Raw genomic sequence first — 25,181 nt, forward strand, 5'->3', positions numbered from 1 at the left:
GCTGCACCGCCGTCACCATCGCTACCGGAGCCGCGCGACAACCACGGCGGGCCTGCTTCGCTCGTCGTCCCCGGTGACCTGCCGGCCTCAGCCGTAGCGGATGGTCGCCGTGGTGCCGCGGCCGGGCTGGCTCTCCAGGCTCACCGGCCAACCGAAGCGTTCGCCCAGCCGGCGCACGATCGACAGGCCCATGCCCTTGCCGGAGCGGAACGGATCGGCGCGGTAGAACGGGTCGTACACGCGTTGCAGCACTTCGGGCGACATGCCGATGCCGGTGTCGTGCACGTGCACGCGGTCATCGAGCACCTCCACCTCGATGCTGCCTTCCTCGGTGAAGATGCAGGCGTTGCTGAGCAGGTTGCCCAGCATCACCCCCAGCACGCGCGGCGGCGCATCCAGCCGCGGGCGGCTGTGACCGGTGACCCGCAGTTCGACCGGCTTGCCCTGCAGCAACGGCTGCACCTTCTCGACTTCTTCCACGACCACGTCATGGACGTCGAAATCCTCGCCCTGCACGGCGATGTCGTCCTCGCGGGCGAGGATCAGGAAGGCATCGATGACGGCCTCCATGTCGCGGGTTGCGCGATGGATGCGCTGCAGCGAGCGGTGCGAACGCTGCGGGATCGCGTCGTCGGCCAGCAGCATGTCACTGGCGACGCGGATCACCGTCAGCGGGGTGCGCAGTTCGTGGCTGGCATCGCGGGTGAAATCACGTTCGCGCTGCACGAAGGCCTGCACCCGCGACGACAGCGTGGTCAGCGCGCTGCTGAGCTGGTCGACCTCGCGCCCCACCTCGCCGGGGATGCGTTCGCGGATCAGGCTGCCCGGGTCGGCGGCATCGGGCTCCCAGCGCGAGACTTCCTCCGCCAGCCAGCTCACCGGCGCCACCAGCCGCCGCGTGGTGCGGTAGGTGAGCCAGCTGACCAGGTGGATGGCGGCGATGCCGCCGAGCATCAACAGCGCACCCATCATCCACAGCACCCGCCGCGCATGGCTGAAGTCCATGCTCAGCACCAGCACGCCGGGATCGCGCGCTTCCACCAGCACGTCGCGACCTTCGCCCGCCAGGTAGTGGCGGCCTGCGGTCAGCTTGCGCAGCGTCAGCGGCAGTGCGGCCGCGGCACCCTTGCGCAGGAAGTAGCCGTGGACCAGTTCCGTTTCCGGCAACAGCGGGCCGGCCGGGTTGCGTTCGATGATCGACCAGTACTCGTCGGCCTGCGCGCGCAGGCGTGCATCGATGAGCACCCGCAATGCGGACGAGAACGCGAACGTCACGCCCAGCACGATGACCAGGCTGCCGAGGGCAACCTGGACCATGAACGCATAGCGGACCTTCTTGGGGATTCCCTGGGGCATCGGTTGTTGCGGTCCGGCCTCAGGCCGGCGACTGCTCGATGTCCGCGATCCGGTATCCCGCGCTCTGCACCGTATGCAGCAGCGGCTTGTCGAAAGGCTTGTCGATGGTCTTGCGCAGGTTGTAGAGGTGACTGCGCAGGGTATCGGAATCCGGCAGGCTGTTGCCCCAGATCTCGCGCTCGATTTCCTGGCGGCTGACCACGCGTGGGGATTCGCGCATCAGGATCGTCAGCAGCTTCAGGCCGATCGGCGACAGCTGCAGTTCCTGGCCGGCGCGGGTGGCACGCAGGCTGGCGGGGTCGAGCACGAGGTCGGCGACCTTCAGTACTTCCGAACCGACCTGGCGGCGCTCGCGGCGGATCAACGCACGCAGGCGGGCTTCCAGCTCCTGGATCGCGAACGGCTTGGTCAGGTAGTCGTCGGCACCCGACCCGAGGCCGGTGAGCTTCTCGTCGAGCGTGTCGCGGGCGGTGAGCATCAGGACCGGGGTCGACTTGCGCGCTTCCTCGCGCAACCGCTTGCAGACCTCGATGCCATCGAGGCGCGGCAGCATCAGGTCGAGCACGATCACGTCGTAGCTGTTCTCCGATGCCAGCCGGTAGCCGTCGAGGCCATCGGAGGCGTAGTCGACCTCGAAACCCTTGCCCTCCAGATACTCGCCGATCATCTCCGAAATGTTGCGGTTGTCCTCGACGATCAGGACCAGACCGCCCGGCTCTTGGCTTGCACGCATGAACGGGACTCCAGACAGGGTTTTGGGGGGGTGCTTCAGGTTTGTGAAACTACCCGATTCCCCGGTGGACGCCCCGTGAAGACGCGCCGCGGCAGCCGTAAGCTGTGTGCCGGCCCTACCCCCGCAGATCGCCATGCCCGGCTTCGAACGCATCGCCCCGATCCTGTTGCTGCTGGCCTCGAACGTCTTCATGACCTTCGCCTGGTACGGCCATCTCAAGTACCGCTCCGCACCGCTGATGCTTGCCATCGTGGCCAGCTGGGGCATCGCCTTCTTCGAGTATTCGTTGATGGTGCCGGCCAACCGCATCGGCTACGCGGTGTATTCGGCGCCGCAACTCAAGGGCATGCAGGAGGTGATCACCCTGCTGGTGTTCGCGTGGTTCTCCAGCTGGTACCTGGGGCAGCCGCTGAAGTGGAACCACTGGGCCGGCTTCGCACTGATCGCGGTGGCGGCGTGGCTGATTTTCCTCGAGACCTGAGCGCAGGCCGCCCTCACCCCATCCCCCTACCGGCGGGCAGCAGAGGGGCAAAAGTGCTGGCAGGCGCGGCACTCGTTGATCGACCCGGCGCACGCGCCATGCGTGGGCGTGCCGCTTTTCCTCAGAAACGGATGCGGCCGACGAGGATGTCCTTGAACATCACCCAGTCGCCGAGGAACGAATACAGCGGATGCCGGAACGTGGCGGGGCGGTTCTTCTCGAAGAAGAAGTGCCCGACCCAGGCGAAACCGTAGCCGCACACCAGCGCCGCCAGCAGCCACCACGAATTGCGCTGCCACGCGGCGGTGGCCACCAGTACGAGCACGCCGCAGCTGCCGATGAAGTGCAGGCGCCGCGACACCGGGTGTGCGTGTTCGCCGAGATAGAACGGGTAGAACTCGCGGAAGCTGGCGAAGCGGGACATGACACCTCTCCGTGCGCGAAGGCCGTAACGGCGATGATGCCCAGCGGTCGGGTGTGGCACAACGCATCGTGTAATGCGGCCGCACAGGTGTCTCACGATGCCGGCGGCGCCGTCTTCGCGGACATCAGCCCGCGCCGGCGGCCTCCTGCGCCTTGACCCGGGTCCACAACGCTTCCTGCTCGTCCAGCGTGCGCTGGTCCAGCGGCCGGTTCTCCGCTGCAGCGATCGCTTCCATCGCGCGGAAGCGCCGTTCGAACTTCAGATTGGCCCCACGCAGCGCGCGGCCGACATCCACCCGTGCATGGCGCGCGAGGTTCGCGGCGACGAACAGCAGATCACCCAGTTCCGCCTCGAGTCGCGCCTGTGCCGCCATGTCGTCGTGGTCCGCGGCAACCGCGGCGAACTCCGCCTCGACCTCCCCCAGTTCCTCGCGCAACTTGGCGATGACGGGGGCCGGACCGGGCCAGTCGAAGCCGGTGCGTGCGGCGCGCTGCTGCAGCTTGGCGGCACGCATCCATTCAGGCAGGCCGCGCGAAGTACCGGCCAGCGCCGAATCGTCCTGCTCGCCGCGGCCGGCGCGCTCCTCGCGCTTGATCGCCTCCCAGCTGCGCGCGACCGCGTCGGCATCGTCGCGGTCGGCGTCGCCGAACACATGCGGGTGGCGGCGCACCATCTTGTCGCAGATCGCGCCCACCACGTCGGTGAAGGCGAAGGCACCGGCCTCCTCGGCCATCCGCGCGTGGAATACGACCTGCAGCAGCAGGTCGCCGAGTTCGTCCTTCAGGTCGTGCAGGTCGCCACGGGCGATGGCATCGGCCACCTCGTAGGCCTCCTCGACGGTGTACGGCGCGATGCTGGCGAAATCCTGCTCGAGATCCCACGGGCAACCGCCGTCGGGATCGCGCAGCCGCGCCATGATGTCGAGGAGGTCCCGGATATCGCGCGATTGGCTCACTGATCGCTCCTTGCGCGACTCACGCCGCCAGCCACGACCGCCACGGCAGGTCCGGATCGCCCAGGGCGATGAAGTCGCCATTGAGCAGGGTGTCGCGCTGGTTGTAGCGGAATGGCCGGCCCTGCGGATCCAGCACCAGGCCGCCGGCGCCTTCGAGAATCGCCTGACCAGCGGCGGTATCCCACTCGCTGGTGGGACCGAAGCGTGGATAGACGTCCATCCGGCCTTCGGCGAGCCGGCAGAACTTGAGCGAGGAGCCCAGCCCAACGGCTTCCGTGTTGCCGATATGCGCCATCAGCGCACTGGTGCGCGGGTCACGATGCGATCGGCTGGCGGCCACGCGCAGCGGCGCTACGGCCGGCCGGCGCACCGCGATCGCGCGCTCGCTGCGGCCCTCGCGCAGCCACGCACCGCGTCCGGGCGCGCCATGCCAGAGCGCACCGGTCACCGGCTGCTGGATCACGCCGAAGGTGGCGACGCCACTCTCGACCAGCGCGATGTTGACGGTGAACTCGCCATTGCGTTTGACGAATTCGCGGGTGCCGTCGAGCGGATCCACCAGCCAGTAGCGCGACCAGCCATGGCGCTGTGCGGTGGGCACGTCGTCGGCGCATTCCTCCGACAGCACCGGCACGTCCGGCGTCAGTGCCCGCAGGCCATCGACGATGCGATGGTGCGCGGCGAGGTCGGCGGCGGTCACCGGCGAGGCGTCGGCCTTGTGCTCGACCTCGAACGCACCGGCATACACGGCGAGGATCGCGTCGGCGGCCTCGTGCGCGATGGCGATCACCCCTTCGCGCAGCGCCTCATCCATGGCGGCGCAGGTACTCGCGGGCGATGAACAGTGCAGCGATGGAGCGGCCTTCCGAGCAGTCCTCGCGCACGACCAGTTCGTCGAGTGCGTCGAGCTTCCACGGCACCACGTCGAGTTCCTCCGGCTCGTCGCCGGGCAGGCGCTGCGGATAGAGGTCGCGCGCCAGCACCACATGGGTCTGGTGGCTCATGTAGGTGGGCGCCAGCGACAGCGTGCGCAGCACCTCCAGGCGCCGGGCGCCGTAACCGGCTTCCTCCTTCAACTCGCGATCGGCGGCCTGCAGCGGGGTCTCGCCGGCGTCGATGCGGCCCTTCACCAGTCCGAGTTCGTAGCGGTGCAGGCCGGCGGCGTATTCGCGCACCAGCAGCACGGTGTCGTCGTCGAGCATCGGCACCACTGCCACCGCGCCATGGCCGCGCCCGTGCAGGCGCTCGTAGCGCCGGCGTTCGCCGTTGGAGAACTCGAGATCGAGGCGCTCGAGCCGGTACGGGCCGGCGTCATGCTCGGTGATGTCATGGATGACCGGCAGGCGGCGCGTCATCGACGGCATCCAGCGATCGGGAAGGCGATAATGCGGGCATGTCCACGAAACATCACGATCCGGCCATTCTAGCCGAGGCCGATGCCTGGCGTTCCCGCGACCTCGCCGTGCTGTGGCACCCGTGCACGCAGATGCGCGAACACCCCCACACCCTGCCGTTGCTGCCGGTCGCCCGCGGCGACGGCGCCTGGCTCATCGGCCCCGACGGGCGGCGTACCCTGGATGCGGTCTCGAGCTGGTGGGTGAACCTGTTCGGCCACGCCGAACCGCGTATCGCAGGCGCGATCGCGCGCCAGGCGCACACCCTGGAGCAGGTGATCCTCGCCGGTTGTTCGCACATGCCCGCGGTGGAGCTCGCCGAACGCCTGCTGGCGCTGGCACCGCGCCAGTCCGGCCGCGCGCCGCTGGCCAAGGTGTTCTATGCCGACAACGGCTCCGCGGGTGTCGAGGTCGCGCTGAAGATGGCGTTCCAGTGGTTCGCCAACCGCGGCGACGAGCCGCGGCGCACGAAATTCGTTGCACTGGAGAACGGCTACCACGGCGAGACCGTCGGCGCGCTGTCGGTCGGCGACATCCCGCTGTACCGCCGCGTGTATGCGCCGCTGCTGATGGAAGCGGTCTTCGCGCCATCGCCGGATGCGTACCTTGCCGCCGACGGGCGCTCGGCGGCCGAACATGCCGAGGACGCCGCCGATGCGCTGGCGCGCATCCTCGACGAGCACGCCGGCGAGATCTGCGCGCTGGTGCTGGAGCCGCGGGTGCAGTGCGCCGGTGGCATGCGCATGCACGACCCGGTGTACCTGAAGCGCGTGCGCGAACTGTGCGACGTGCACGGGGTGTTCCTGATCGCCGACGAGATCGCGGTGGGCTTCGGCCGCACCGGCTCGATGTTCGCCTGCGAACAGGCCGGCGTGATGCCCGACCTGATGTGCCTGTCCAAGGGTCTCACCGGCGGTTTCCTGCCACTCGCCGCGGTGCTGGCCACGCAGGCGATCTACGACGGCTTCCTCGACGATTCACGCGAACGCGCCTTCCTGCATTCGCACAGCTACACCGGCAATCCGCTGGCCTGCGCGGCGGCGCTGGCGACGCTCGACATCTTCGAAGCCGACGACGTGCTCGCCCGCAACCGCCGCACCGCCGCGCGCATGGCCGAACTTGCCGCACCGCTGGCCGCGCATCCGCATGTGGCCGATGTGCGCCAGGCGGGGATGATCGTCGCGTTCGAGCTCAGCGACGGCGGGCGCAAGTCCACGCCGTTCGATGCCGCGCGCCGCGTCGGCCTGCGTGCCTATACGCACGCACTCGAGCGTGGCGTGCTGTTGCGTCCGCTGGGCGACATCCTGTACTGGATGCCGCCCTACTGCATCGACGACGACCAGCTCGACCTGCTGGCCGACGTCACCCGATCCGCGATCGAGGCGGCCACGGCGTGATGCGCTTTCCGCTACGGATTCACGCGATCCACGCGGACCAGGCGTGGAATGATGCGCGGCCGCGCCCGCACGAATGCGCACCGGCACGCCGTCGCGACACGGCCCATCGGGGAACTGTCATCCGCGTCCATCCACGTTCCTCCGTGGCAGGCATCCGATGCGCCTGACCCGCGCCCACGTCGACCTGCCGCTCACGCCCGGCACCACGGTCGCCCTGCCCGAGGATGTCGCTGCGCACCTGCTGCGCGTGCTGCGCCTGCGCGAGGGCGATGCCTGCGTGCTGTTCAATGGCGACGGGCATGACTATGACGCGCGCATCACCGCGGTCGGCAAGCGCGGCGGCGACGCGCAGGTGCTCGACCGCCGCGTGGTCGACAACGAATCACCGCTGCGCATCAGCCTGGTGCAGGGCATCGCCCGCGGCGAGAAGATGGACCTGGTCCTGCAGAAGGCCACCGAGCTTGGCATCGACGCGGTGGTACCGGTACACAGCGACCGCAGCGAGGTGAAGCTCGATGGCGAGCGCGCGCGCAAGCGGCTGGCGCACTGGACCAGCGTGGTGATTGCCGCCTGCGAGCAGAGCGGTCGTGCGCGGGTGCCGTCCGTGACACCCGCCGCACCGCTGCACGAGGCACTGGACGCGCTGCCCGCCGGCGGACTGCGCCTGCTGCTCGATCCGTTCGCGCATGCCAACACGCAGTCGCTGCCCGCGCCCGCGGACGGCCGGATCGTGCTGGCGGTCGGGCCCGAGGGCGGCTGGTCGCAACGCGACCGCACCGTGCTGGAAACCGCGGGTTTTGTCGGCATCCGCCTCGGTCCGCGGGTACTGCGCACCGAAACCGCCGGGCTCGCGGCGATCGCCGCCCTGCAGGCGCGTTTCGGCGACCTCGGCTGAGCGAGCGTCGCGTCAGGCGGCGACGTTCAGCGCATCCTCGATCAGCGCGGCCATCGCCTCGAGATCGGGAATCAGCGCCTCGTCCTGGTTCAGACGCACCCGGGCATGCACCGCGGTGGGCAGCTCACCGTCGCCCGCATCGACCAGCAGCGTGTCGGCGGACACGTTGACCAGGCGCGGGAAGCCCTGCGTCAGCAGGGCGAAGTACGGGAAACGGCCGTCGGTGCGCAGGTTCTTCAACACCGCCACCTTGCTGCCGAGGCCGCCCCGCTCGCTGCTGCTGAGACCCGCGGCGCGCGAGAACGCCACCAGCGGCACTTCCCAGCCGCGCCAGCGGGTGCGCCCGAGCAGCCACGCGGGCGCACCTTCGACCGGCTCCGGGTCGGCATAGGACAACACTTCCGAAATCGTCGTGTTGGGCAGCAGCAGCCGCGCGCCGTCGATCTGGATCAGCACGCCGCGGATGTCGTGCGGCGTGGCGTCGGCAGGAACGTCATTCATCGGAAGTCTCGAGTTCGATGCCGCCCGCGGTGGCGCCCGGCGCCCAGCGTTCGACCAGAAGGTTCGCCAGTTCCGTCGGCGCCGCAAGCGTGCCGCCCTGCTCGGCCACGCGGGCCGATGCCGCGGCGTCATAGCAGCCATCGAGCGACTGGCCGACCACCAGTGCACCGGACCAGTCCGCGCCCATCGCGTCGTTGACCAGCGCCGCATCGGCGCCGCTGAGAAACACCACCGCGCTGTCGTTGGCGGGCAGCGCGTCGGGAAGCCGGGTCGCGGCCGCCTCGTCGCTGGTGACGAAACAGAGCCGGCCGCGTTCGGCGGCCACGCCCAGCAGCGGCGGCAGGAAGTACACGTTGCCGCGCTCCACAGCCCCACCCTCTTCGGCGAGGGTCACCGGCAGCGTGGTCGCGCGTGCCATCTGCCGCACGAGGCGGTCGTAACGGTCGCCATCCAGGCGCAGGCGCACCAGCAGTGCGCGCGGGAAATCCTCCGGCAGCGCCGCCAGCAGCTGGCGCACCGGGTCGGGTCCACCGAGCCCGCCTTCCACCAGCACGGCACCCTGCAGTTCGCCGAAGCCGTAGCTGTCGACGTCCACCAGCGAGAGGCCGCCGATACGGCTGTCGAGGTCGACGAGCGCATCCTTCACCGGCGCCGCGGAGGGCACGACGACAGGCGTCTCCGGGTCTGCCAGCGACAGCCGTCCGGTGTCCGGCACGGCGGGGGCTGGCGCCTGTCCGGTCGGGGCGGCAGCGTCTTCGGAACGGGCCGGCTCCGCGTCCCAGGTGAGATCCACCGGCTCCAGGTACTCGCGCCCGGACGCGTGATCCGTGCGCGCACTGTCGAAGCCGCTGTCGTCGTCCAGCACCAGGTCGTCGAGGCTGACACCTTCGAGGGCCAGCGCGCCGAAGCCGCCGGATGCGCCGTCCACGTCCTCGGCTGTTGCAGGCGCCATGTCTTCAAGAGACAGGTCGCCCAGCGCGAGTTCGTCGAGCGGACCCGTCTCGACCAACGGCCCGTCGGACGCCAGCACTACTCCCTCGAATCCAGGCACGGCCGCGTCGAGCAGTACCACGTCGTCGCGCGGCACCTCGTCGGCGTGCGCGCGCATTTCCTCGGCCACCAGTTCGATGTCGCTGTGCGACACGTCGGGGTAGCCGGCGTCGAACGCCAGCGGCGTGTCGTCCAGCACCAGCCCGGTGTCCTGGCCGGCACCCGGCGGCAACACGTCGTCATGGCGGTGCAGCTTGGCGGCGAGGTGGCGGACCCAGCGCGCGGCATCCCAGCCGGTGCGCTGCGCCGCAAGTTCGGCTTCGTCGAACACCACCGTGATCGCCGGATCGGCCAGCAACGGCTGGAAGCCGTCCAGCGCGTCCTCCACCGCCGGCTCCAGCGCGACCACCACCGCCTGCGGGCCGATGCCGGCCACCGCCTCCACGGTCGCCGCCAGCGGATCGAACGCCCCCACCAGTTCGGCGCCGGCATTGCGTACGGCGTCCTGCAGGCGATCGCAGGCTTCGCCCGGACGCGCCAGCACGATCACGCGGGGCGAGGCATCAGGCACCGGTACGCTCCATCCCCAGCAGCTCGTAGACGTTGCGCATCAGCTCGTTCTCCTGGTAGGGCTTGCCGAGATAGCGCTCCACGCCGATCTCGAACGCGCGCTGGCGATGCTTGTCGCCGGTGCGCGACGTGATCATCACGATCGGCACCGAGCGCAGACGCCCGTCGGCCTTCATCTGGGTGGCGAGCTCGTAGCCGTCCATCCGCGGCATCTCGATGTCGAGCAGCATCAGGTCGGGCACGCGCTCGTCGAGGCGCTCGAGCGCGTCGACGCCGTCCTTCGCGGTCACCACTTCGAAGTTGTGGCGCTCGAGCACGCGCCCGGTGACCTTGCGCATCGTCACCGAGTCGTCGACCACCATCACCAGCGGTACCTGGCGGCGCTCCGGCACGGGGGCCGGCTCGGCCGCGCGTGGCAGCGCCGCCTGGCGACGCACCAGCGGGGCGACGTCGAGGATCACCCGTACGCTGCCGTCGCCCATGATGGTGGCGCCGAAGATGCCCGGGACCGAGGCGACCTGTGGACCGACCGGCTTCACCACGATCTCGCGGTTGCCGATGATCTGGTCGACGGCGACCGCGGCACGCAGCTCGCCCGCACCGACCAGCAGCAACGGCACCTGCAGCTGGCCCTCCGCACGTGCGCGTGGCTGGCCGACCAGCTGGCCGAGGTCGTGCAGGACGTACTCGTCGCCGCCGTAGGCGTAGACGGCGCCCGGCGCGGCGAGATCCTCGCGGCTGATCCGGCCCACGCCGCGCACCGATGCGATCGGGACCGCGAAGCTGGTTTCGCCGATGCGCACGAATACCGACTGGGTGACCGCAAGCGTCTGCGGCAGGCGCAGGGTGAACGTGGTGCCGGCGTGCTTGCGGGTCTCGATGTCGAGGCTGCCGCCGAGCTGGCGGACCTCGCTCGCGACCACGTCCATGCCGACGCCGCGGCCGGCCAGGCGGCTGACCTCGTCGGCGGTGGAGAAGCCCGGCTCGAAGATCATCGCGTCGAGCGCACTGTTGGCCAGCACGGCGTCGGCATGCACCAGGCCGCGTTCTTCGGCACGGCGGCGGATCGCGCCGCGATCGAGGCCACGGCCGTCGTCGGCCACTTCGAGCACGACTTCCGAGCCTTCGCGGCGCACCGCGATGCGCACCGTGCCCTCGTCGCCCTTCTTCGCCTTGCGACGCTGCTCGGGCGTTTCCAGCCCGTGCACCACCGCGTTGCGCAGCATGTGCTCCAGCGGTGCGGTCATGCGCTCGAGCACGTTGCGGTCGAGCTCGCCCTGCGCGCCGTCGAGCTTGAGCTGCACCTGCTTGCCGGTTTCCTGCGCGGCCTGGCGCACCACGCGGCGCAGGCGCGGCACCAGTGCATCGAACGGCACCATGCGCGTGCGCATGAGGCCTTCCTGCAGCTCGGAGCTGACGCGCGACTGCTGCGTCAGCAGGGTCTCGTACTGGCGGGTCAGGTCGTCGAGCGTGCCCTGCAGGCTGGACAGGTCGGCTGCGGATTCACCCAGCGCACGCGACAGCTGCTGCAGGTTGGAGAAGCGGTCGAGCTCCAGCGGATCGAACGCGGCGTCGCCGGTGTCACCTTCGCGCTGGAAGCGCGCGATGATCTGCGCTTCGGTCTCGATGTCGAGGCGGCGGAGCTGGTCGCGCAGACGCATGTTCGTCTGCTCCATCTCCCCCATCGCGCCGCGGAACGCGCCCAGCTGCTGCTCGAGGCGGGCGCGGTAGATCGCCACCTCGCCGGCGTAGTTGACCAGGCGGTCGAGCAGGTCGGCGCGGATGCGCACCTGTTCCTGCGGCGCGCGCACCTGCGGGTCGTCCTCGAACTCCGGCGCGTCGCCGATCGGTGCGGACAACGGTGCCAGATCGACCTTCGACGGCGAGGCGGGCGCGGCAGCCCCCTCGGTCGGCGACGCGGCGGTGCTGATGGTCTCGCCACGGGCACGCGCGTCGAACTCCTCGATCAGCCGTTCCGGCAGCCCGACCGCGCGACGCTCGCCGATGCGGCTGACCATCGCATGCAGCCGGTCGAAACCGCGCTCGAGCAGCGGTACGCCATCGCGGCCGAGCTCGCAACGCTGCTCGACCACCGATTCCAGCAGCGATTCCATCGCATGCCCGAGCTCGCCGATGGCCATGATCCCGGCCATCCGCGCACCGCCCTTGATGGTGTGCAGGTTGCGCTGCAGGCCGACCACCGGCTCGCGTTCACCGGGCTCCTCGCGCAGGCGCGCCAGCAGGCCATCGGAATGGTCGAGCAGGTCGCCACTTTCCTCGACGAAGATGTCGAGGAGCTCGGCGTCGAGCTCGCGCATATCGAGCGCGAGGTCCGGGTCGGCTTCGCCGGCCTGACTGACCACCGCGTCAAACGCAGGCGCACCGGCATCGGCATCGGCATCGGCATCGGCTTCGGCTTCGGCTTCGGCTTCGGCTTCGGCTTCGGCATCGACGTCCGCGGCTTCGGCTTCGAGCCTCGCCGATTCCATGCGCTCGGATTCGGCGCGCTCGGCGGCGGCGCGCTCGGATTCCAGGCGTTCGGATTCGTTCCGTTCGTCCTCAAGACGTTGGGCTTCAAGGCGCTCCGCTTCTGCACAGTCCGCCGCCTCGAGACGTTTCGCTTCAACACGCTCGCCCTCGAGACGCTCGGCTTCGAGACGTCCGCTTTCAAGCAGCGCGGCTTCAAGGCGTTCGATCTCGAGCCGTTCGGCCTCGGCACGTTCCGTGGCCAGCTGATCATCGATCGGCGCCGCCTCGGCCTGGTCCTCTTCGACGCCACCGGCTTCGATGCCGCCGGCGTCAAGACGCTCAGCCTCGAGACGCTCGGCTTCGACACGCTCGGCTTCGACACGCTCGGCTTCGAGACGTTCGGCTTCGACACGTTCGGCCTCGACACGTTCGGCCTCGAGACGTTCGGCCTCGAGACGTTCGGCCTCGAGACGTTCGGCCTCGAGACGCTCGGCTTCGACACGCTCGGCTTCGACACGTTCGGCTTCGAGACGTTCGGCTTCGAGACGTTCGGCTTCGAGACGTTCGGCTTCGAGACGTTCGGCCTCGACACGCTCGGCCTCGAGACGTTCGGCCTCGACACGCTCGGCTTCGACACGCTCGGCTTCGACACGTTCGGCTTCGACACGTTCGGCCTCGACACGTTCGGCTTCGAGACGTTCGGCTTCGAGACGTTCGGCTTCGAGACGTTCGGCTTCGAGACGTTTGGCCTCGACACGCTCGGCTTCGACACGCTCGGCTTCGAGACGTTCGGCTTCGAGACGTTCGGCTTCGAGACGCTCGGCTTCGAGACGCTCGGCTTCGAGACGCTCAGCCTCGAGACGTTCGGCTTCGAGACGTTCGGCTTCGAGACGTTCGGCCTCTAGACGTTCGGCCTCTAGACGTTCGGCCTGGACACGTTCGGCCTCGACACGCTCGGCCTCGACACGCTCGGCCTCGACACGCTCGGCCTCGAGACGCTCGGCTTCGAAGCCTTCATCGGTGTCGGCAGCGACAACAGTGGCGTCGTCGCCATCGGCACTGGCGCCGAGATACTCGGACAGATCCAGCACGGACAGCTCGCCGCCCGCACCCTCGCCATCGATGTCGATCGCCATGCCGGCGTCGTCATCCTCGTCGGCGCCCACTGCCATCGGCGGGGGCTCGGGCAACGCGTCGCGCAGCGCCACCAGGGTGGCGGCGAGACCGTCGCAACGGCGCACATGCGGATGCGGATCGTGCAGCCCGACAAGAGTGTCGCGCACCAGCGTCGACAGCTCGCGCATGGCTGCCACGCCGTCGACGCTGGCCGGCACGCCAGCCGCGTGCAGGCGGCGCGCATAGGCTTCCGCCGGCCACAGCGCCGCGGTCACCATCGGCACTTCGGCCATGGCGAAGGCGCCATTCATCGTATGCACGGCGCGCAGCAGGGCGTCGTCGACCTGCGGCACCTCGCGCCCGGTCCAGGCATCGAGCACGGCCAGATGGCCGTTGACCTCGGTATCGAGGATTTCCAGCAGCAGCGCATCCACGGCGGCCGGCACGCGTTCGCCTTCGCCATCGTGGCCGGACGTCGCCGGCACGACATCGGCCACCGGCTCCGGTGCTGCCGATGCAGGGCTCGTGGTGGCCAGGGCTTCTGGCGCCATGACCCGTGCGGCAACGGCGTCGTCCGCCTGCCAGTGTTCCTGCGCCGACGTGACCGCGGACGGCAGCGTGGCCGGTGCCGGCGGGGTCTCGTCGCCCGCGGCGATGCGCTCGGCGTCGGCCTGCAGGCGCTCGAGATCGACGCGGATCGCGCCCTGGCCACGCAACGCGGCCTGCAGCTGCGGCAACGCGTAGAACGCCTGGTCGACCATCGCCACGACCGCCGGACTGGCGGCGCGGGTGCCGTCGAGCACGCGGTTGAGCAGGGTCTCGACCTTCCAGCTGAACTCGCCCAGCGTACGCGCGCCCACCAGGCGGCCACTGCCCTTGAGCGTATGGAACACGCGGCGGATCGGCCGCAGGCGCTCCAGGTCGTCCGGCTGGTCGCGCCAGGGCGGCAGCAGCCGGTCGAGGTTGTCGATCTCCTCGGCGAATTCCTCGAGGAAGACCTCGCGGATCTCGTCGTCGATGTCGTCGTCGGTGACTTCGAAGCCACCGGCGCTGGCCGGCTGTACCGGCGCCGGCGTACTGGCGGCCGCTTGCGGAGCCGCAGGCTGTGCGACCGGCGCATAGCCGCGGTCGAGGAAGGCCGCGGTGGCGTCGAGCGTGGCCTCGTCGACCGGCGAAGCCGGTTCCACAGCCGCCGGCGCTTCCCCTGCCAGGTCCTCGGCAGGCAATGGCCAGTAACCCAGTGATTCGAGGCTGGCGCGCGCAATGGCGAGGATCTCGCCGCGATTGGGTCGCTGCTCGCGCAGGGCCTCGAGGTAGTACTCCAGGCTCGCCAGCGCGTCGGCGAAGGTGTCGAGCTGGCGGCCGTTGGGAACCCGGCGCCGCCCCAGCAGTTCGGTTTCGATGTAGCGACGGATGCCGGTGATGTAGTCGACCGGTTCCGACAGTTCCAGCATCTGCAGCGCGCCCGCGACTTCCTGCAACAGGCGCGGCACGTCGACCAGCTCGCCATGTTCCCAGCTGGTCTCGACGAAGGCGACGAAGGCCTGGCGCGCGTCGGCGAAGTTCGCCACCGCCTCGCGCACCACCACTTCCAGCACCTTGCGCGACTCGCTGGCCAGCGCATCGGTGTCGTGATCGGAATCGCGGGTACCCAGGCGGGCGACCTGGTCGTCCAGCGAGGCGTCGACGTAGAGCAGCGAGCCGGCGATGTCGAGCAACACGTCCTCGTCCGCGGCGCGGTCGCCACGCACGATCGCTGCCATCGCCTCGCGCTGCTGCTGCACCACGCCGCGGGCGACGCCCAGGCCGAGCATGCCCAGCGTGTCGGCCACCTGGCCCAGCGCGTCCACCTGCGGCACCAGCAGGGCGATGTCGGTCGCCTGCGTGCGCAGGTGCAGGTCGAGTGCATCCTTGACCCGCAGCAGGTCTTCCTTGACCGCGCCGGCCACGGTGTCGAGCAGGGCCCGGTTGCGCCCGCTGAGGCTGCCGCGCGCGTGCTCGACCTCGGCCTCGGTGGCGTCGTCGCCGTCGAGGCGGAATGCCTCGCGCAGTTCGCGCAGGGTCGGATGGTCGCCGGGCGCTGCCGACACCAGGTACAGCAGCTGGCGGGTGGGTTCGAGCGCGGTCTCCGGACTCGGCACGCCGAAACCGTCGTCGTGGAACTGGCGGCGGATCTCGCGCACCACGCCGACGAAGCCGTGGCGCAGCGCCGGCGACGGCGCCAGTGCGCCGGCGTCGAGCGCTTCGAGCACGCGCCCGGCGACCCACAACATGCGCCGCACGGGTTCTTCGGTGCTCAGCGGCAACAGCGCATCCATCGCCACGGCAAAGCCACGCGGATCGGCGGGTGCACCGTCTTCGGGCCAGGCCCCAAGGTGCGACGCGACGTCCGCGGCCTGCACGCCCGCGCTGCCCTTGCGCTCGGCCTCGGTGACGGTGGCGGCGGCCGGCAGTTCCACCGCCAGCGGCGCCTGCAGGTCCGGCGCGAACAGCACGCTTTCATTGAGCCCGGACGCGCCGCGCGCCGCGCGCAGCTCGTTCAGCAGCGGCAACAGGACGATCGGGATGTCCTTGTGCCCGCCCTGCAGCCGCTCCAGGTAATCCGGCAGCAGCACCACCGCGCGCATCAGCGTGGCGCAGGCGGTGTCGCGGTCGGTGGTGGCATCGCGCCCGAGCGCTTCGGCCAGTGCCTCCATCTCCTCGGCGACCATCGCCGGGGCGTACAGCTCGACCATGCGCAGGGTGCCCTGCACCTGGTGCAGGTAGCTCGCGCAGAAGCGCATGTGGCTGGTATCGGCGACGTCCTCGACGAACGCCTCGATCTCGAGCCGCGCCTGGCGCAGGGTTTCATCGAGTTCCGGTTTGACCCAGCCCAGCGTGGTGTAGTCGATCGCGTCGCGGAAGGCGGTGGTCATCGCGCACCTCCACGGGTGCGCGTACCGCCCATGCCGCCGTGATCCGCGAGCGGGTGGCCGGCCACGCGGAGGCCGCCGGGAAGGCCGGCCCCGGCGCACACCGATGCCGTCGTTTTCGCCACCATGCTCATCTCAACCCCGCGATCTGCTGCACGCACTGCACTGGTCTTCCGCCTGTCCGCCGGCTCGCTTCAAACCGGCAGCTTGAAGTCGGCGACCGAGCGACGCAGGTCGGCGGCGAGCTGGGCCAGATTGCCGATCGACTCGGCGGTCTGGCTGGCGCCCTGCGAGGTCTGCGCGGTGATCGACTGGATCGTGCCCATGGTCTGGGTGATGTTCGACGCCGCCGCCGACTGCTGCTGCGCGGCCTGGGAGATGCCCTGGATGAGGTCGGCGAGGCTGGTCGACACGCTTTCGATCTCGCCCAGCGCGGTCCCGGCGTCCTCGGCCAGGCGCGCACCGGCGACCACCTCGGACGTCGTCTGTTCCATCGAGCTGACCGCCTCGTTGGTATCGCTCTGGATCATCTGCACCAGCGATTCGATGCGCTTGGTCGCGTTCGACGAGCGTTCGGCGAGTCGCTGCACTTCGTCGGCCACGACCGCGAAGCCGCGACCGGCCTCGCCGGCGGACGCCGCCTGGATCGCCGCGTTCAGCGCCAGGATGTTGGTCTGCTCGGAGATGTCGTTGATCAGTTCGACGATCGAGCCGATTTCCTGCGAGCTCTCGCCCAGGCGCTTGATGCGCTTGGAGGTTTCCTGGATCTGGTCGCGGATCGAGTCCATGCCGGCGATCGTCTCGCGCACCACGCCCGCACCCTTGGTCGCGATCTGCACCGAGCGCTGCGCCACGTCGGCGGATTCCGCGGAGTTGCGCGACACCTGGTTGATGCTCTGCGCCATCTCGTTGATGCGGTCCGACGCGGAGGTGATCTCGCGGGCCTGGTGCTCGGCCGCCTCGGCCAGGTGCATCGCGGTGGCCTGGGTTTCCTGCGCGCTGGCCGAGACCTGCACCGAGGTGTCGTTGATCGTCTGCACCAGGTTGCGCAGCTGCTCGACGGCGAAGTTGATCGAGTCGGCGATCGCGCCGGTCATGTCCTCGGTGACCGTGGCCTTGACCGTGAGGTCGCCCTCTGCGAGCGAACCCATTTCGTCCAGCAGGCGCATGATCGCCTCCTGGTTGCGGTTGTTGAGTTCGAGCGAGGTGGCGTAGCGCTCGCGCTGGGCGCGGTTGAGCTCGTACAGCAGGCCGACGATGGCGAGGATCGTCACCAGGCCGAACACGATGCTGATCCAGATGTTGCCGAGCACGCTGCGGTCGGACATCGAACCGAACGTGGTGAAGGCCTGGAACAGGTGCTCGCTGTCGGCCAGCAGCTGGTCGGAGCCGGCAGTCAGCTGCGCCGCCGCGGACTGCGCGCCGAACACCGCCGGGGCGGCGGCGAGGATCGCGTCGAGGTCCTGCTTCATCTGCGTCCACAGCTCGGTGGACTGGCCGAGCGCGGCCACCGCGCCGGCGTTGGACAGCGCCTGCACGTTCATCGCCTCGTCGCCCGCGCGCAGGCCGTCGAGGACCTGCTCGAACACGCCGACGTCGCGCGCCAGCGCCTCGCCGGCGTTGGCGGCCCCGGGGCCACCGGCCTGGATCTCGGTCACCCGGCGCGCCATCGTCGAGGCCAGCACCACCTGGCGCAGCGCGATGTAGATCTGCGAGGCCGGCGAACCGCTGGTGGACATCGCGCGCACCAGCTCGTCGAGCTGGGCCTGCAGCTGCGGCACCCGCTGGGTGAAGCGGTTGGCGTTGCCGGCGAAGGCCAGCACCGCCTGCTCGCCCGCGATCACCTGCTGCGCGCTCTTCTCCAGCGGCGCCCAGGTGCGGGTGACCGTATCGATCGGCCCGGAGACGCCGGTGGTGCCGCCGAAGGTCGCGTTGAGGTTGGCGATGTCGCCATCGATCTGCGCCTTGGTCGCCTTGAAGGCGGCGTAGGCATCGCCTTCCCCGGCGACGCCCTCGCGGCCCTGGATCGCAAGCCGCTGCGAGTTCACCTGCAGGCTCGACGCCGCCGTGCTCGCGCCACCCAGGCGCGACGCCTTCCAGATCGCGAAGCCGGTGTTGGCGACGACGATCAGCAGCGCGACCGCCAGCAGCGCCAGCCAGAAGTTGGTGCCGAGCTTGCGCCCCGTGCCGGCGACATTGTCCATTGCAGTACTCATGGAATAACCCCTGGTGTGTAGCGGTGCGGCGGTCAGGCCGCGGCTTGTCTGAACTCCGGCGTGCGGGTCAGCCGGTCAAGGCTGAAGATCCCCCACTCGTGGTCGCCGAGGCGGAACGCGCGATCGACGAAATGCGCGTAGCGTCCCTGCGCCAGCGCTTCGGCCGGCACTTCGTTGGTTTCGTGGAAGCTGCGCTGCCCGAACAGTTCGTCGATGGTGACGGCAACGTCGCCGCCGGCCTGGCGCACCACCAGCATGCGCTGGCTCTCGTGCAGCACGGTGCGCTCGCCTTCGAGGAACTGCTTGAGGTCGACGATCGGCAGCAGGTTGCCGCGCACGTTGGCCACGCCGAGCATCCAGCCCTGTGCGCCGGGCACCGGGGTGATCTGCGGCAGCGGCAGGATCTCGATGACCTCGTCGAAGTTCGACGCCAGCCGGCGCGCACCGATGCGGTAACCGACGCCGCGCCACAGGCCCGGCGCATCCAGCCGCTCGGGCAGGCCGGCTTCATGGGCGAGGCTGCGCCGCTCGTAGTCGAGCAGCAGCGCGAAGGCATCAGCCGCCCCCGTGCGCTCCGTGGCGCTCATGCGTCGGCGCCGAGCAGCTCGTTGATCTGGGCGACCAGCGCCCCTTCTTCCGGCGGCTTGACGATGTAGCCCTTGGCGCCCTGGCGCATGCCCCAGGCCTTGTCGGTCTCCATGCCCTTGGTGCTGACGATCAGCACCGGGATGGCGCCGGTGGCGCTGTCGCGCGACAGCGCGCGCGTGGCCTGGAACCCGTTCATGCCGGGCAGCACCACGTCCATCAGCACCAGGTCGGGCAGCTCGCGGCGCGCGACCTCGATGCCTTCCTCGGCGCTCGATGCGGTGAGCACCTGGTGCCCGTGACGCTGGAGCAGCTGGGTGAGGACCGCCGTGTCGGTGGGCGAGTCCTCGATCAACAGAATGCGTGCCATGGTCCCTGTCCCCCCGGTCAGGTGTTGACGTGCTTGCGGATCGCGTCGAGGAGTTCCTCGCGCGTGAACGGCTTGGTGACGTACTGCTCGGAGCCGACGATGCGCCCGCGTGCCTTGTCGAACAGCCCGTCCTTGGATGACAGCATGATCACCGGCGTCTGCCGGAAGACCTGGTTGTTCTTGATCAGCGCGCAGGTCTGATACCCGTCGAGCCTGGGCATCATGATGTCGACGAAGATGATCTGCGGCTTGTGGTCGGCGATCTTGGCCAATGCCTCGAAGCCGTCGACCGCGGTCACCACCTCGGCACCTTCGCGCTTGAGCAGGGTCTCGGCGGTCCTGCGGATGGTTTTCGAGTCGTCGATCACCATCACCCGCAAGCCGTCCAGGCTCCCGGCGCGTTTCTCGTCCTGCGTCATGCTCTTGCTTCCCCTGGGCGCGGCGCGGAATGCGTTCCGATTCACCGCTGCGACGGGCTTTATACCCCAGCCGGCCAGCAGAGTGTCAAGCGAAGTTCGCAGGCTCTTTGCGCATGTCGCCGGTGAACAGGCACTGGCGACGCCGCGGTGCGGTGGATGCGCCTGTTACCATCGCGGGCCCGACCTCCGTACCGCATGCCATGCATTCCGAAGTCGTCGTCGTGATGGACCCGATCGGGTCGATCAGGATCGCCAAGGATTCGACCTTCGCGATGCTGCTGGAAGCGCAGCGGCGCGGTCTGCGCCTCTCGTATGTCGTGCCCGGCGGGCTGTCGGTTGCCAATGGCGTGGCGCAGGCGCGGCTGGCGCCGCTGACGGTGCGCGATGACCCCGCCGGCTGGTACGAACTGGGACCGGAGTCACATCGTGCGCTGGGTCCTGGCGATCTCGTGCTGATGCGCAAGGATCCGCCGGTCGACGCCGAGTTCCTGCATGACACGCACATCCTGTCGCTGGCGCAGCGCGCCGGTGCGCGCGTGGTCAACGATCCGCAGGGCCTGCGCGACATGAACGAGAAGCTCGCCGCGCTCGAGTTCCCGCAGTGCTGTCCGCCGAGCCTCGTGAGTCGCGAGGCACGCGCGCTCAAGGCGTTCGTGCACGAGCACGGCGAGGCCGTGGTGAAGCCGCTCGACGGCATGGGCGGACGGTCGATCTTCCGCACCCGCGCCGGTGACCCGAACCTCAACGTCATCCTCGAAACGCTGACCGGAGGCGACCAGTCGCTGGTGGTGGCGCAGCGCTACCTGCCGGAGATCGTCGACGGCGACAAGCGCATCCTCCTCGTGGACGGTGAACCGGTCGACTATTGCCTGGCGCGGATCCCGCAGGGCGACGAGTTCCGCGGCAACCTCGCCGCCGGTGGCCGCGGCGAAGGCCGGCCGCTGACCGCGCGCGACCGCTGGATCGCCGCCCAGGTCGGTCCGGAACTGAAACGGCGCGGCATGGTGTTCGTCGGCCTCGACGTGATCGGCGACTGGCTGACCGAGGTCAACGTCACCAGCCCCACCTGCATCCGCGAACTCGACGCGCAGTTCGGGCTCAACATCGCCGGCATGCTGTTCGACGCGCTGGAGCGCACTGCCGGACAGCCGCACGCCGGTACCCCGGACTGACGCCGGTGCGCGCCAAGCAGTGTCGAAAGGGGCGTACCTGCGCGCACGTAACGTGCGCACGGGCCAGTTCGTCCGACCGGCGCGCCACCGCGTGCACGCGTGCCGCACGGCATCCGCAATGAGCACGGTCGCCGCCCCGCCCCGCATCGGTGACCGCGACCGCCTCGGCGCGACGCTGGTGCTGTCGCTGCTGCTGCACGCGATGCTGGTGCTCGGCATCGGCTTCAGCCTCGACGATGCCGCGCCGGTGCTGCCGACGCTGGATGTCATCCTCACCGAAACCACCAGCCCGTTGACCCAGGCGCAGGCGGACTTCCTTGCCCAGGCCAGCAACCAGGGCGGCGGCGAGCACGACCAGCCGCAACGCCCGCGCGAATCCCAGCTCGGCACGGCGCCGCAGGACACCCCCGGCATCGCACCCGAGGCGCTGCGCGCGCAATCGCCCGACGAGCGCCCGCCGCCGCAGGCGCGCGTGGTGGCCAGCGCTCAAGGCGAACAGGCGGTCGCCACGCCGGACCCGACCCCGCAGGCCGATCCCAGCCTGCTGCCGCGTGGCGAGGACCGCATCGAGCGCGACATGGAGATGGCGCGGCTTGCAGCCGAGATCCACCTGCGCTCGGAAGCCTATGCCAAGCGCCCCAAGCGCAAGTTCGTCTCCGCCAGCACCCAGGAATACGCCTACGCCGCCTACCTGCGGCAATGGGTGGACCGGGTCGAGCGGATCGGCAACCTCAACTACCCGGACGAGGCGCGCCGGCGTGGCCTCGCCGGTGAGCTGGTGATCAGCGTCGCGATCCGTCGCGACGGCTCGGTCGAGGCGGCACGGGTGATCCGCTCATCCGGCGTCACCCTGCTCGACGAAGCGGCACTGCGCATCGCGCAGCTCGCCGAGCCCTACCCGCCATTGCCACAGACGGGCGAGGAGGTCGACATCCTCCATGTCACCCGCACCTGGCAGTTCTTGCCCGCCGGCACCCTCGTCGACAGCTGAAACCCGCGTTGCCGGTTGCGGAACGCGCGACCGCTTGCGGATGGAGAGGTCGCGGCGATGGCCGGGCGCCGCACGGCCCTCCGGCCCTTGTGGATCTACAGCCTGCGCCAGCCGAAACCATCGCCACGACGGTGATAGACCGCGACGGCGCGGCCATAGAACGCGTCCACCGGCACCAGGCCGAAGTAACGCCCGTCGAAGCTGGCGCCGCGGTGGTCGCCGAGCACCAGCACCTCGCCGTGCGGCACCCGCAGCGGTCCGAAATCCGCGCCGCCACCCTGCGCCAGGTCGAGGGTGATCCGGCGACTGCCCAGCTGCTCCTCCGCCGGCCTTCCGTGCATCGGCGGCCGTTGCCCATCGACCAGTAGGCGACCGCCGCGCACCTCGACCCGCTGCCCACCCACCGCGGCGACGCGCTTGATCAGGCGGGTGCCATCGACCGGCGAGTCGAACACCACCACCTCGCCCGGCGCGGGGTCCGCGACGGTGACGAGGTCGCGGGTGGTGAACGGCAGCCGCCAGCCATAAGCACGCATGTCGACCACCACCCGGTCACCAGGCTGCAACGCCGGCTGCATGGAGCCGCTGGGCACGTGATAGTGGTTGGCGAGCGAGGAGCGGGCTGCGGTCAGCAACAGGATCAGCACCAGCAGCGGCAGTGCTTCGCGTCGCAGCCAGCGCAGCACGCGGCGCTGGCGGGAGGCGATGGCGGGCTGGGTGTGCATCGGATGTTCCCGGTCGGATGTCGCGGCTGTGACCGCGGATGCGGGTGAAGGTTCAGCCGCGGCGCGCGGCCTGCTCCGCCAGCGTCAGCGCGACGTTGTTGCGCAGGTACGCCGGTTCGACACGCTCGGGAGCGACTGCGGCGCCGGCTGCGTGCAGCAGGACGGCCACGCGTGCGGTGTCGGCGGCATGCGGCAGCGCGGTGGCGTCGACACGCTGCAGGCGCCCCGCCAGCCGCTGCGCAAGCGCGCCATCGACCGCATCGAAACCGGTGCCGACGCCGATCCAGCCGGCGGCATCGGCGATGTCGACCTGGTCCGGCGCGCAGACGCGTTCGGCATCCAGCAACGCCGGGCCGTGTTCGCCGGCCGCGAAGGCGGCGGCATAGACCTCGCCCATGCGTGCATCGATGGCCGCCAGCACGCGCGCCTGCGGTGTGTCGCGCAACACCGGCGCGGCCAGCGTGGCCAGCGTGGAAACCGCCACCACCGGCACGTCGAGGGCCAGTGCAACGCCCTGCGCCAAGGCGATTCCGAGCCGCACGCCGGTGAACGCGCCGGGCCCGCGGCCGACCGCGATCGCGTCGAGCCGGCTGCGCGCGATCCCGGCTTCGGCCAGCAGCGCCTCGGCCCATGGCAATGCCAGCTCGGCATGCCGTCGCGGCGCGAGCTCGAACCGTTCGCGCACCTCGCCATTGGCGAACACGGCCACCGAACAGGCTTCGGTGGCGGTTTCGAAGGCAAGCAGGTACATGCGGCGGTCCACGGCGGCGGGGCGCACAAGGGTACCGGGTGCGACGCCGGTTGGCCGAGAAGCCGGGCGGACGAGCGGGGATCAGCGAGCGACGGCGGTGATCTCGCCGAACTCGACGCGGCCGGACGGGTCGACCTGGCACGGCGTGTTGAAGGTGCCGACCACATAGCGCGGCGGACTTTCGAAACCGGCATCCAGCGCGTACTGGTTGCCGACCGGATCGGTGGCGGCGAGGTTGATGCCGCCATTGTCCAGATGGCGATAACGGGTGATCTCCCATCCGGCATCCTGCCAGCGCGCGTGGGCGTCCTCGATCACCGCGACGATGTCGCCGCCGCGGGCGAGCCCGCGCAGGCCGATCCAGATCGTGTAGATGTCGTCGCGCTGCTCGCCTTCGCTGCCGGCGCAGCGGTTGGCGCGCACGGAGAATTTCTCGCGCTCCAGCCCCAGCGCATCCAGCAACGCCTCGACTTCCGGCACGAACGCCTGTGCCGCCTGGCGGCTGTCCTTGGTGATCATGGGGTCCTTGTGTAGCGGATCGTCGGCGGCACGGCAACCACCGAGCACCAGGGCGGATGCCAGCCCCATGGCGGCGATCACGACGCGCATCGCGGTTGGGTGATGGGTCGACACGGAGATCCGCGGATCAGCCGAAGCGGCGACCCACGGTATCCACCTGGTCGTAATGTCCGGTCACGATGTAGGCCTGGTTGCGCAGGGCTTCGGTGCCCGGATCCCAGTAGGCGGAATGGCCGGAGGCGCCTTCGGTGGTGATGCGCTGGCCGCCGAAGCTCCAGTCGACCGGGCTGTTGCCGTGCACCTCGGTGTAGCTCACCAGGTCGTCGCTGGCGGCACCGGCCCAGAAGTGGTCGGCATCGATGTGCATGTCGCTGACGTCGTCGACCAGCGCGCTGTCGAACCAGCCCTGCCGCTCGGCCGACTCGTAGCCCATGCCGGGGCTGCCCATCGCGATGATGTCGTCGGCGGCAAGGCCGCGCCCGGCCAGCGCATCGGCTGTTCCGACCACGGTGGAACCGTAGGAGTGGCCGATGACCGTCGTGCGTGCGTCGGGGTCCTGTCGCGTCTCGGCCAGGCCTTCGGTGAAGTCGCGCAGTGCCGGGGCGCCGTCGCGCGCCGGTCCGGCCAGGGTGGCTGCCGGGATATGGTCGGGGGCGTCGTAGCCCAGCCAGACGATCGTCGAGGTGGTGCCGGAGTTGGGCACCAGTTCGGCCTGCGCACGCAGGTCGTCCATGCGGTCGATGGAGCCGCCGATGTTCGACAGGTCGGTGCCGGTGCCGGGCACGTAAATGGCGACGTTGTCGGCGGTATCGGGGTTGCCGATGCTGGCGATGACCATTGCGTCGGGCGAGCCGTCGCGGCCTGGCGGCACGTAGCCGAGCAGATGGATGCGTTCGTTCTCCGGGCCCTGCTGCGAGGCTTCGACGCGTTCCAGCAGTGCGCCTGCGTTGTCGCGGTCATGGCCGTTTTCCGCGTCCGCGCGCAGCGTGGCCAGGTTGGCCTCGTGGCGGACCGGGGCCGGCAGGCCGTCCATCATGCCGAGGCTGGCGGGCTGGTACTGCAGGTAGGCCTGCTGCTCGACGGGCGACAGCCCGTTCCACCACGCGGCGTTGCTGCTGGCGGACTGTCCGGTCGGTGGCGGCGCCGGGCAGTACGACAGGGACGACAGCGTCTGGCTGTCGAAGTGGACCGAAGCGTTCATGCGGCAGGCCGGAGGCTGGACATACCCGGACCCTAACAA

General features: G+C 69.9%; 23 protein-coding genes and 1 pseudogene. 6 read left to right on the top strand and 18 right to left on the bottom strand.

Features of this window, described 5'->3' with window-relative positions:
* Positions 1–87 precede the first annotated feature (87 nt).
* Positions 88–1,356 carry a sensor histidine kinase gene (locus E5843_RS11370; RefSeq protein ID WP_136412686.1) on the bottom strand — a complete coding sequence of 423 codons (1,269 nt, stop codon included), beginning with the start codon at positions 1,354–1,356 and terminating at the stop codon, positions 88–90.
* A 19-nt stretch (positions 1,357–1,375) separates the two neighbouring features.
* The gene (locus tag E5843_RS11375) at positions 1,376–2,089 is read right to left on the bottom strand and encodes a response regulator transcription factor (protein WP_129136608.1); all 714 of its coding nucleotides are present in this window, start codon (positions 2,087–2,089) and stop codon (positions 1,376–1,378) included.
* A gap of 133 nt (positions 2,090–2,222) precedes the next feature.
* Here E5843_RS11375 and E5843_RS11380 point away from each other — a divergent pair, with 133 nt between their 5' ends.
* Positions 2,223–2,570, top strand: coding sequence for a DMT family protein (locus tag E5843_RS11380; protein WP_136412687.1), 348 nt, complete (start codon positions 2,223–2,225; stop codon positions 2,568–2,570).
* Positions 2,571–2,691: 121 nt separating this feature from the next.
* Here E5843_RS11380 and E5843_RS11385 read toward each other — a convergent pair whose 3' ends face one another.
* The 4 genes from E5843_RS11385 to nudE all read right to left on the bottom strand — a co-directional run bounded on the left by E5843_RS11385 (position 2,692) and on the right by nudE (position 5,304).
* Positions 2,692–2,994 (bottom strand): Mpo1-like protein, encoded by a 303-nt coding sequence (locus tag E5843_RS11385; RefSeq protein ID WP_141066005.1) that lies wholly within the window; start codon positions 2,992–2,994, stop codon positions 2,692–2,694.
* Between the two features lie 124 nt (positions 2,995–3,118).
* Positions 3,119–3,949: a nucleoside triphosphate pyrophosphohydrolase gene (gene mazG / locus E5843_RS11390; protein ID WP_279631912.1), complete on the bottom strand. Its 831-nt coding sequence runs from the start codon at positions 3,947–3,949 to the stop codon at positions 3,119–3,121.
* A gap of 19 nt (positions 3,950–3,968) precedes the next feature.
* Positions 3,969–4,763: a 3'(2'),5'-bisphosphate nucleotidase CysQ gene (cysQ, locus tag E5843_RS11395; RefSeq protein WP_136412689.1), complete on the bottom strand. Its 795-nt coding sequence runs from the start codon at positions 4,761–4,763 to the stop codon at positions 3,969–3,971.
* The gene (nudE, locus tag E5843_RS11400; RefSeq protein ID WP_166815992.1) at positions 4,756–5,304 is read right to left on the bottom strand and encodes an ADP compounds hydrolase NudE; all 549 of its coding nucleotides are present in this window, start codon (positions 5,302–5,304) and stop codon (positions 4,756–4,758) included. Before nudE ends, cysQ begins: the two co-directional genes overlap by 8 nt.
* 38 nt (positions 5,305–5,342) lie before the next feature.
* Between nudE and bioA the strand changes: the two genes are divergently transcribed.
* Entirely contained in the window at positions 5,343–6,740 is a 1,398-nt protein-coding gene (gene bioA, locus E5843_RS11405; RefSeq protein WP_141066007.1) for an adenosylmethionine--8-amino-7-oxononanoate transaminase, read from the top strand.
* Positions 6,741–6,897: 157 nt separating this feature from the next.
* Positions 6,898–7,635 (top strand): 16S rRNA (uracil(1498)-N(3))-methyltransferase, encoded by a 738-nt coding sequence (locus tag E5843_RS11410; protein ID WP_136412691.1) that lies wholly within the window; start codon positions 6,898–6,900, stop codon positions 7,633–7,635.
* A gap of 12 nt (positions 7,636–7,647) precedes the next feature.
* Here E5843_RS11410 and E5843_RS11415 read toward each other — a convergent pair whose 3' ends face one another.
* Genes E5843_RS11415 through E5843_RS14620 form a run of 3 tightly spaced genes read right to left on the bottom strand, consistent with a single transcriptional unit; the run spans position 7,648 to position 12,185 of the window.
* Positions 7,648–8,136, bottom strand: a complete 489-nt coding sequence (locus E5843_RS11415; RefSeq protein WP_136412692.1) for a chemotaxis protein CheW — start codon at positions 8,134–8,136, stop codon at positions 7,648–7,650.
* Positions 8,129–9,697: a chemotaxis protein CheB gene (locus E5843_RS11420; protein ID WP_136412693.1), complete on the bottom strand. Its 1,569-nt coding sequence runs from the start codon at positions 9,695–9,697 to the stop codon at positions 8,129–8,131. The genes E5843_RS11415 and E5843_RS11420 overlap by 8 nt, the downstream gene beginning before the upstream one ends.
* The gene (locus tag E5843_RS14620) at positions 9,690–12,185 is read right to left on the bottom strand and encodes a response regulator (RefSeq protein ID WP_141066174.1); all 2,496 of its coding nucleotides are present in this window, start codon (positions 12,183–12,185) and stop codon (positions 9,690–9,692) included. The genes E5843_RS11420 and E5843_RS14620 overlap by 8 nt, the downstream gene beginning before the upstream one ends.
* Positions 12,186–12,286: 101 nt before the next feature.
* Between E5843_RS14620 and E5843_RS14625 the strand changes: the two genes are divergently transcribed.
* Complete coding sequence (locus tag E5843_RS14625) at positions 12,287–13,678, top strand: pentapeptide repeat-containing protein (protein ID WP_425480746.1); 1,392 nt, start codon at positions 12,287–12,289, stop codon at positions 13,676–13,678.
* 352 nt (positions 13,679–14,030) lie between these two features.
* On the opposite strand, the pseudogene E5843_RS14630 reads toward E5843_RS14625, so the two are convergent.
* The 5 genes and pseudogenes from E5843_RS14630 to pilG form a co-directional block, all read right to left on the bottom strand.
* Positions 14,031–16,196 (bottom strand): annotated as a pseudogene (locus E5843_RS14630) (Hpt domain-containing protein); the annotation flags it as partial.
* Between the two features lie 191 nt (positions 16,197–16,387).
* The gene (locus E5843_RS11455; protein ID WP_134674060.1) at positions 16,388–18,409 is read right to left on the bottom strand and encodes a methyl-accepting chemotaxis protein; all 2,022 of its coding nucleotides are present in this window, start codon (positions 18,407–18,409) and stop codon (positions 16,388–16,390) included.
* A 32-nt stretch (positions 18,410–18,441) separates the two neighbouring features.
* Positions 18,442–18,996, bottom strand: coding sequence for a chemotaxis protein CheW (locus tag E5843_RS11460; protein ID WP_134674061.1), 555 nt, complete (start codon positions 18,994–18,996; stop codon positions 18,442–18,444).
* The gene (locus tag E5843_RS11465) at positions 18,993–19,364 is read right to left on the bottom strand and encodes a response regulator (RefSeq protein ID WP_134674062.1); all 372 of its coding nucleotides are present in this window, start codon (positions 19,362–19,364) and stop codon (positions 18,993–18,995) included. Before E5843_RS11465 ends, E5843_RS11460 begins: the two co-directional genes overlap by 4 nt.
* Before the next feature lie 17 nt (positions 19,365–19,381).
* On the bottom strand, positions 19,382–19,783 hold the full coding sequence (pilG, locus tag E5843_RS11470; RefSeq protein ID WP_129136621.1) for a twitching motility response regulator PilG: 402 nt from the start codon (positions 19,781–19,783) through the stop codon (positions 19,382–19,384).
* Positions 19,784–19,983: 200 nt separating this feature from the next.
* Here pilG and gshB point away from each other — a divergent pair, with 200 nt between their 5' ends.
* Positions 19,984–20,955 (top strand): glutathione synthase, encoded by a 972-nt coding sequence (gshB, locus tag E5843_RS11475; RefSeq protein WP_136412694.1) that lies wholly within the window; start codon positions 19,984–19,986, stop codon positions 20,953–20,955.
* A gap of 118 nt (positions 20,956–21,073) precedes the next feature.
* Positions 21,074–21,946: an energy transducer TonB gene (locus E5843_RS11480; RefSeq protein ID WP_141066008.1), complete on the top strand. Its 873-nt coding sequence runs from the start codon at positions 21,074–21,076 to the stop codon at positions 21,944–21,946.
* Between the two features lie 95 nt (positions 21,947–22,041).
* Here the strand turns inward: E5843_RS11480 and lepB are convergent, their stop codons facing one another.
* The 4 genes from lepB to E5843_RS11500 form a co-directional block, all read right to left on the bottom strand.
* Complete coding sequence (lepB, locus tag E5843_RS11485; protein WP_136412696.1) at positions 22,042–22,671, bottom strand: signal peptidase I; 630 nt, start codon at positions 22,669–22,671, stop codon at positions 22,042–22,044.
* Positions 22,672–22,723: 52 nt separating this feature from the next.
* A complete protein-coding gene (gene tsaB / locus E5843_RS11490; protein ID WP_136412697.1) occupies positions 22,724–23,422 on the bottom strand; it encodes a tRNA (adenosine(37)-N6)-threonylcarbamoyltransferase complex dimerization subunit type 1 TsaB in 699 nt (232 codons plus the stop codon).
* A gap of 81 nt (positions 23,423–23,503) precedes the next feature.
* Positions 23,504–24,031, bottom strand: a complete 528-nt coding sequence (locus tag E5843_RS11495) for a hypothetical protein (protein WP_136412698.1) — start codon at positions 24,029–24,031, stop codon at positions 23,504–23,506.
* A 37-nt stretch (positions 24,032–24,068) separates the two neighbouring features.
* On the bottom strand, positions 24,069–25,142 hold the full coding sequence (locus tag E5843_RS11500) for an alpha/beta hydrolase (RefSeq protein ID WP_136412699.1): 1,074 nt from the start codon (positions 25,140–25,142) through the stop codon (positions 24,069–24,071).
* Between the last annotated feature and the right edge of the window lie 39 nt (positions 25,143–25,181).

This window comes from Luteimonas yindakuii (assembly GCF_004803715.2).
Classification (GTDB): domain Bacteria; phylum Pseudomonadota; class Gammaproteobacteria; order Xanthomonadales; family Xanthomonadaceae; genus Luteimonas; species Luteimonas yindakuii.

Bases quoted from the DNA above. Each gene is read 5' to 3' on its own strand.
- E5843_RS11370 (WP_136412686.1), bottom strand. From the start codon at position 1,356: ATGCCCCAGGGAATCCCCAAGAAGGTCCGCTATGCGTTCATGGTCCAG.
- E5843_RS11375 (WP_129136608.1), bottom strand. From the start codon at position 2,089: ATGCGTGCAAGCCAAGAGCCGGGCGGTCTGGTCCTGATCGTCGAGGAC.
- E5843_RS11380 (WP_136412687.1), top strand. From the start codon at position 2,223: ATGCCCGGCTTCGAACGCATCGCCCCGATCCTGTTGCTGCTGGCCTCG.
- E5843_RS11385 (WP_141066005.1), bottom strand. From the start codon at position 2,994: ATGTCCCGCTTCGCCAGCTTCCGCGAGTTCTACCCGTTCTATCTCGGC.
- cysQ (WP_136412689.1), bottom strand. From the start codon at position 4,763: ATGGATGAGGCGCTGCGCGAAGGGGTGATCGCCATCGCGCACGAGGCC.
- nudE (WP_166815992.1), bottom strand. From the start codon at position 5,304: ATGACGCGCCGCCTGCCGGTCATCCATGACATCACCGAGCATGACGCC.
- bioA (WP_141066007.1), top strand. From the start codon at position 5,343: ATGTCCACGAAACATCACGATCCGGCCATTCTAGCCGAGGCCGATGCC.
- E5843_RS11410 (WP_136412691.1), top strand. From the start codon at position 6,898: ATGCGCCTGACCCGCGCCCACGTCGACCTGCCGCTCACGCCCGGCACC.
- E5843_RS11415 (WP_136412692.1), bottom strand. From the start codon at position 8,136: ATGAATGACGTTCCTGCCGACGCCACGCCGCACGACATCCGCGGCGTG.
- E5843_RS14620 (WP_141066174.1), bottom strand. From the start codon at position 12,185: ATGGAATCGGCGAGGCTCGAAGCCGAAGCCGCGGACGTCGATGCCGAA.
- E5843_RS11455 (WP_134674060.1), bottom strand. From the start codon at position 18,409: ATGAGTACTGCAATGGACAATGTCGCCGGCACGGGGCGCAAGCTCGGC.
- E5843_RS11460 (WP_134674061.1), bottom strand. From the start codon at position 18,996: ATGAGCGCCACGGAGCGCACGGGGGCGGCTGATGCCTTCGCGCTGCTG.
- E5843_RS11465 (WP_134674062.1), bottom strand. From the start codon at position 19,364: ATGGCACGCATTCTGTTGATCGAGGACTCGCCCACCGACACGGCGGTC.
- pilG (WP_129136621.1), bottom strand. From the start codon at position 19,783: ATGACGCAGGACGAGAAACGCGCCGGGAGCCTGGACGGCTTGCGGGTG.
- gshB (WP_136412694.1), top strand. From the start codon at position 19,984: ATGCATTCCGAAGTCGTCGTCGTGATGGACCCGATCGGGTCGATCAGG.
- E5843_RS11480 (WP_141066008.1), top strand. From the start codon at position 21,074: ATGAGCACGGTCGCCGCCCCGCCCCGCATCGGTGACCGCGACCGCCTC.
- lepB (WP_136412696.1), bottom strand. From the start codon at position 22,671: ATGCACACCCAGCCCGCCATCGCCTCCCGCCAGCGCCGCGTGCTGCGC.
- tsaB (WP_136412697.1), bottom strand. From the start codon at position 23,422: ATGTACCTGCTTGCCTTCGAAACCGCCACCGAAGCCTGTTCGGTGGCC.
- E5843_RS11495 (WP_136412698.1), bottom strand. From the start codon at position 24,031: ATGCGCGTCGTGATCGCCGCCATGGGGCTGGCATCCGCCCTGGTGCTC.
- E5843_RS11500 (WP_136412699.1), bottom strand. From the start codon at position 25,142: ATGAACGCTTCGGTCCACTTCGACAGCCAGACGCTGTCGTCCCTGTCG.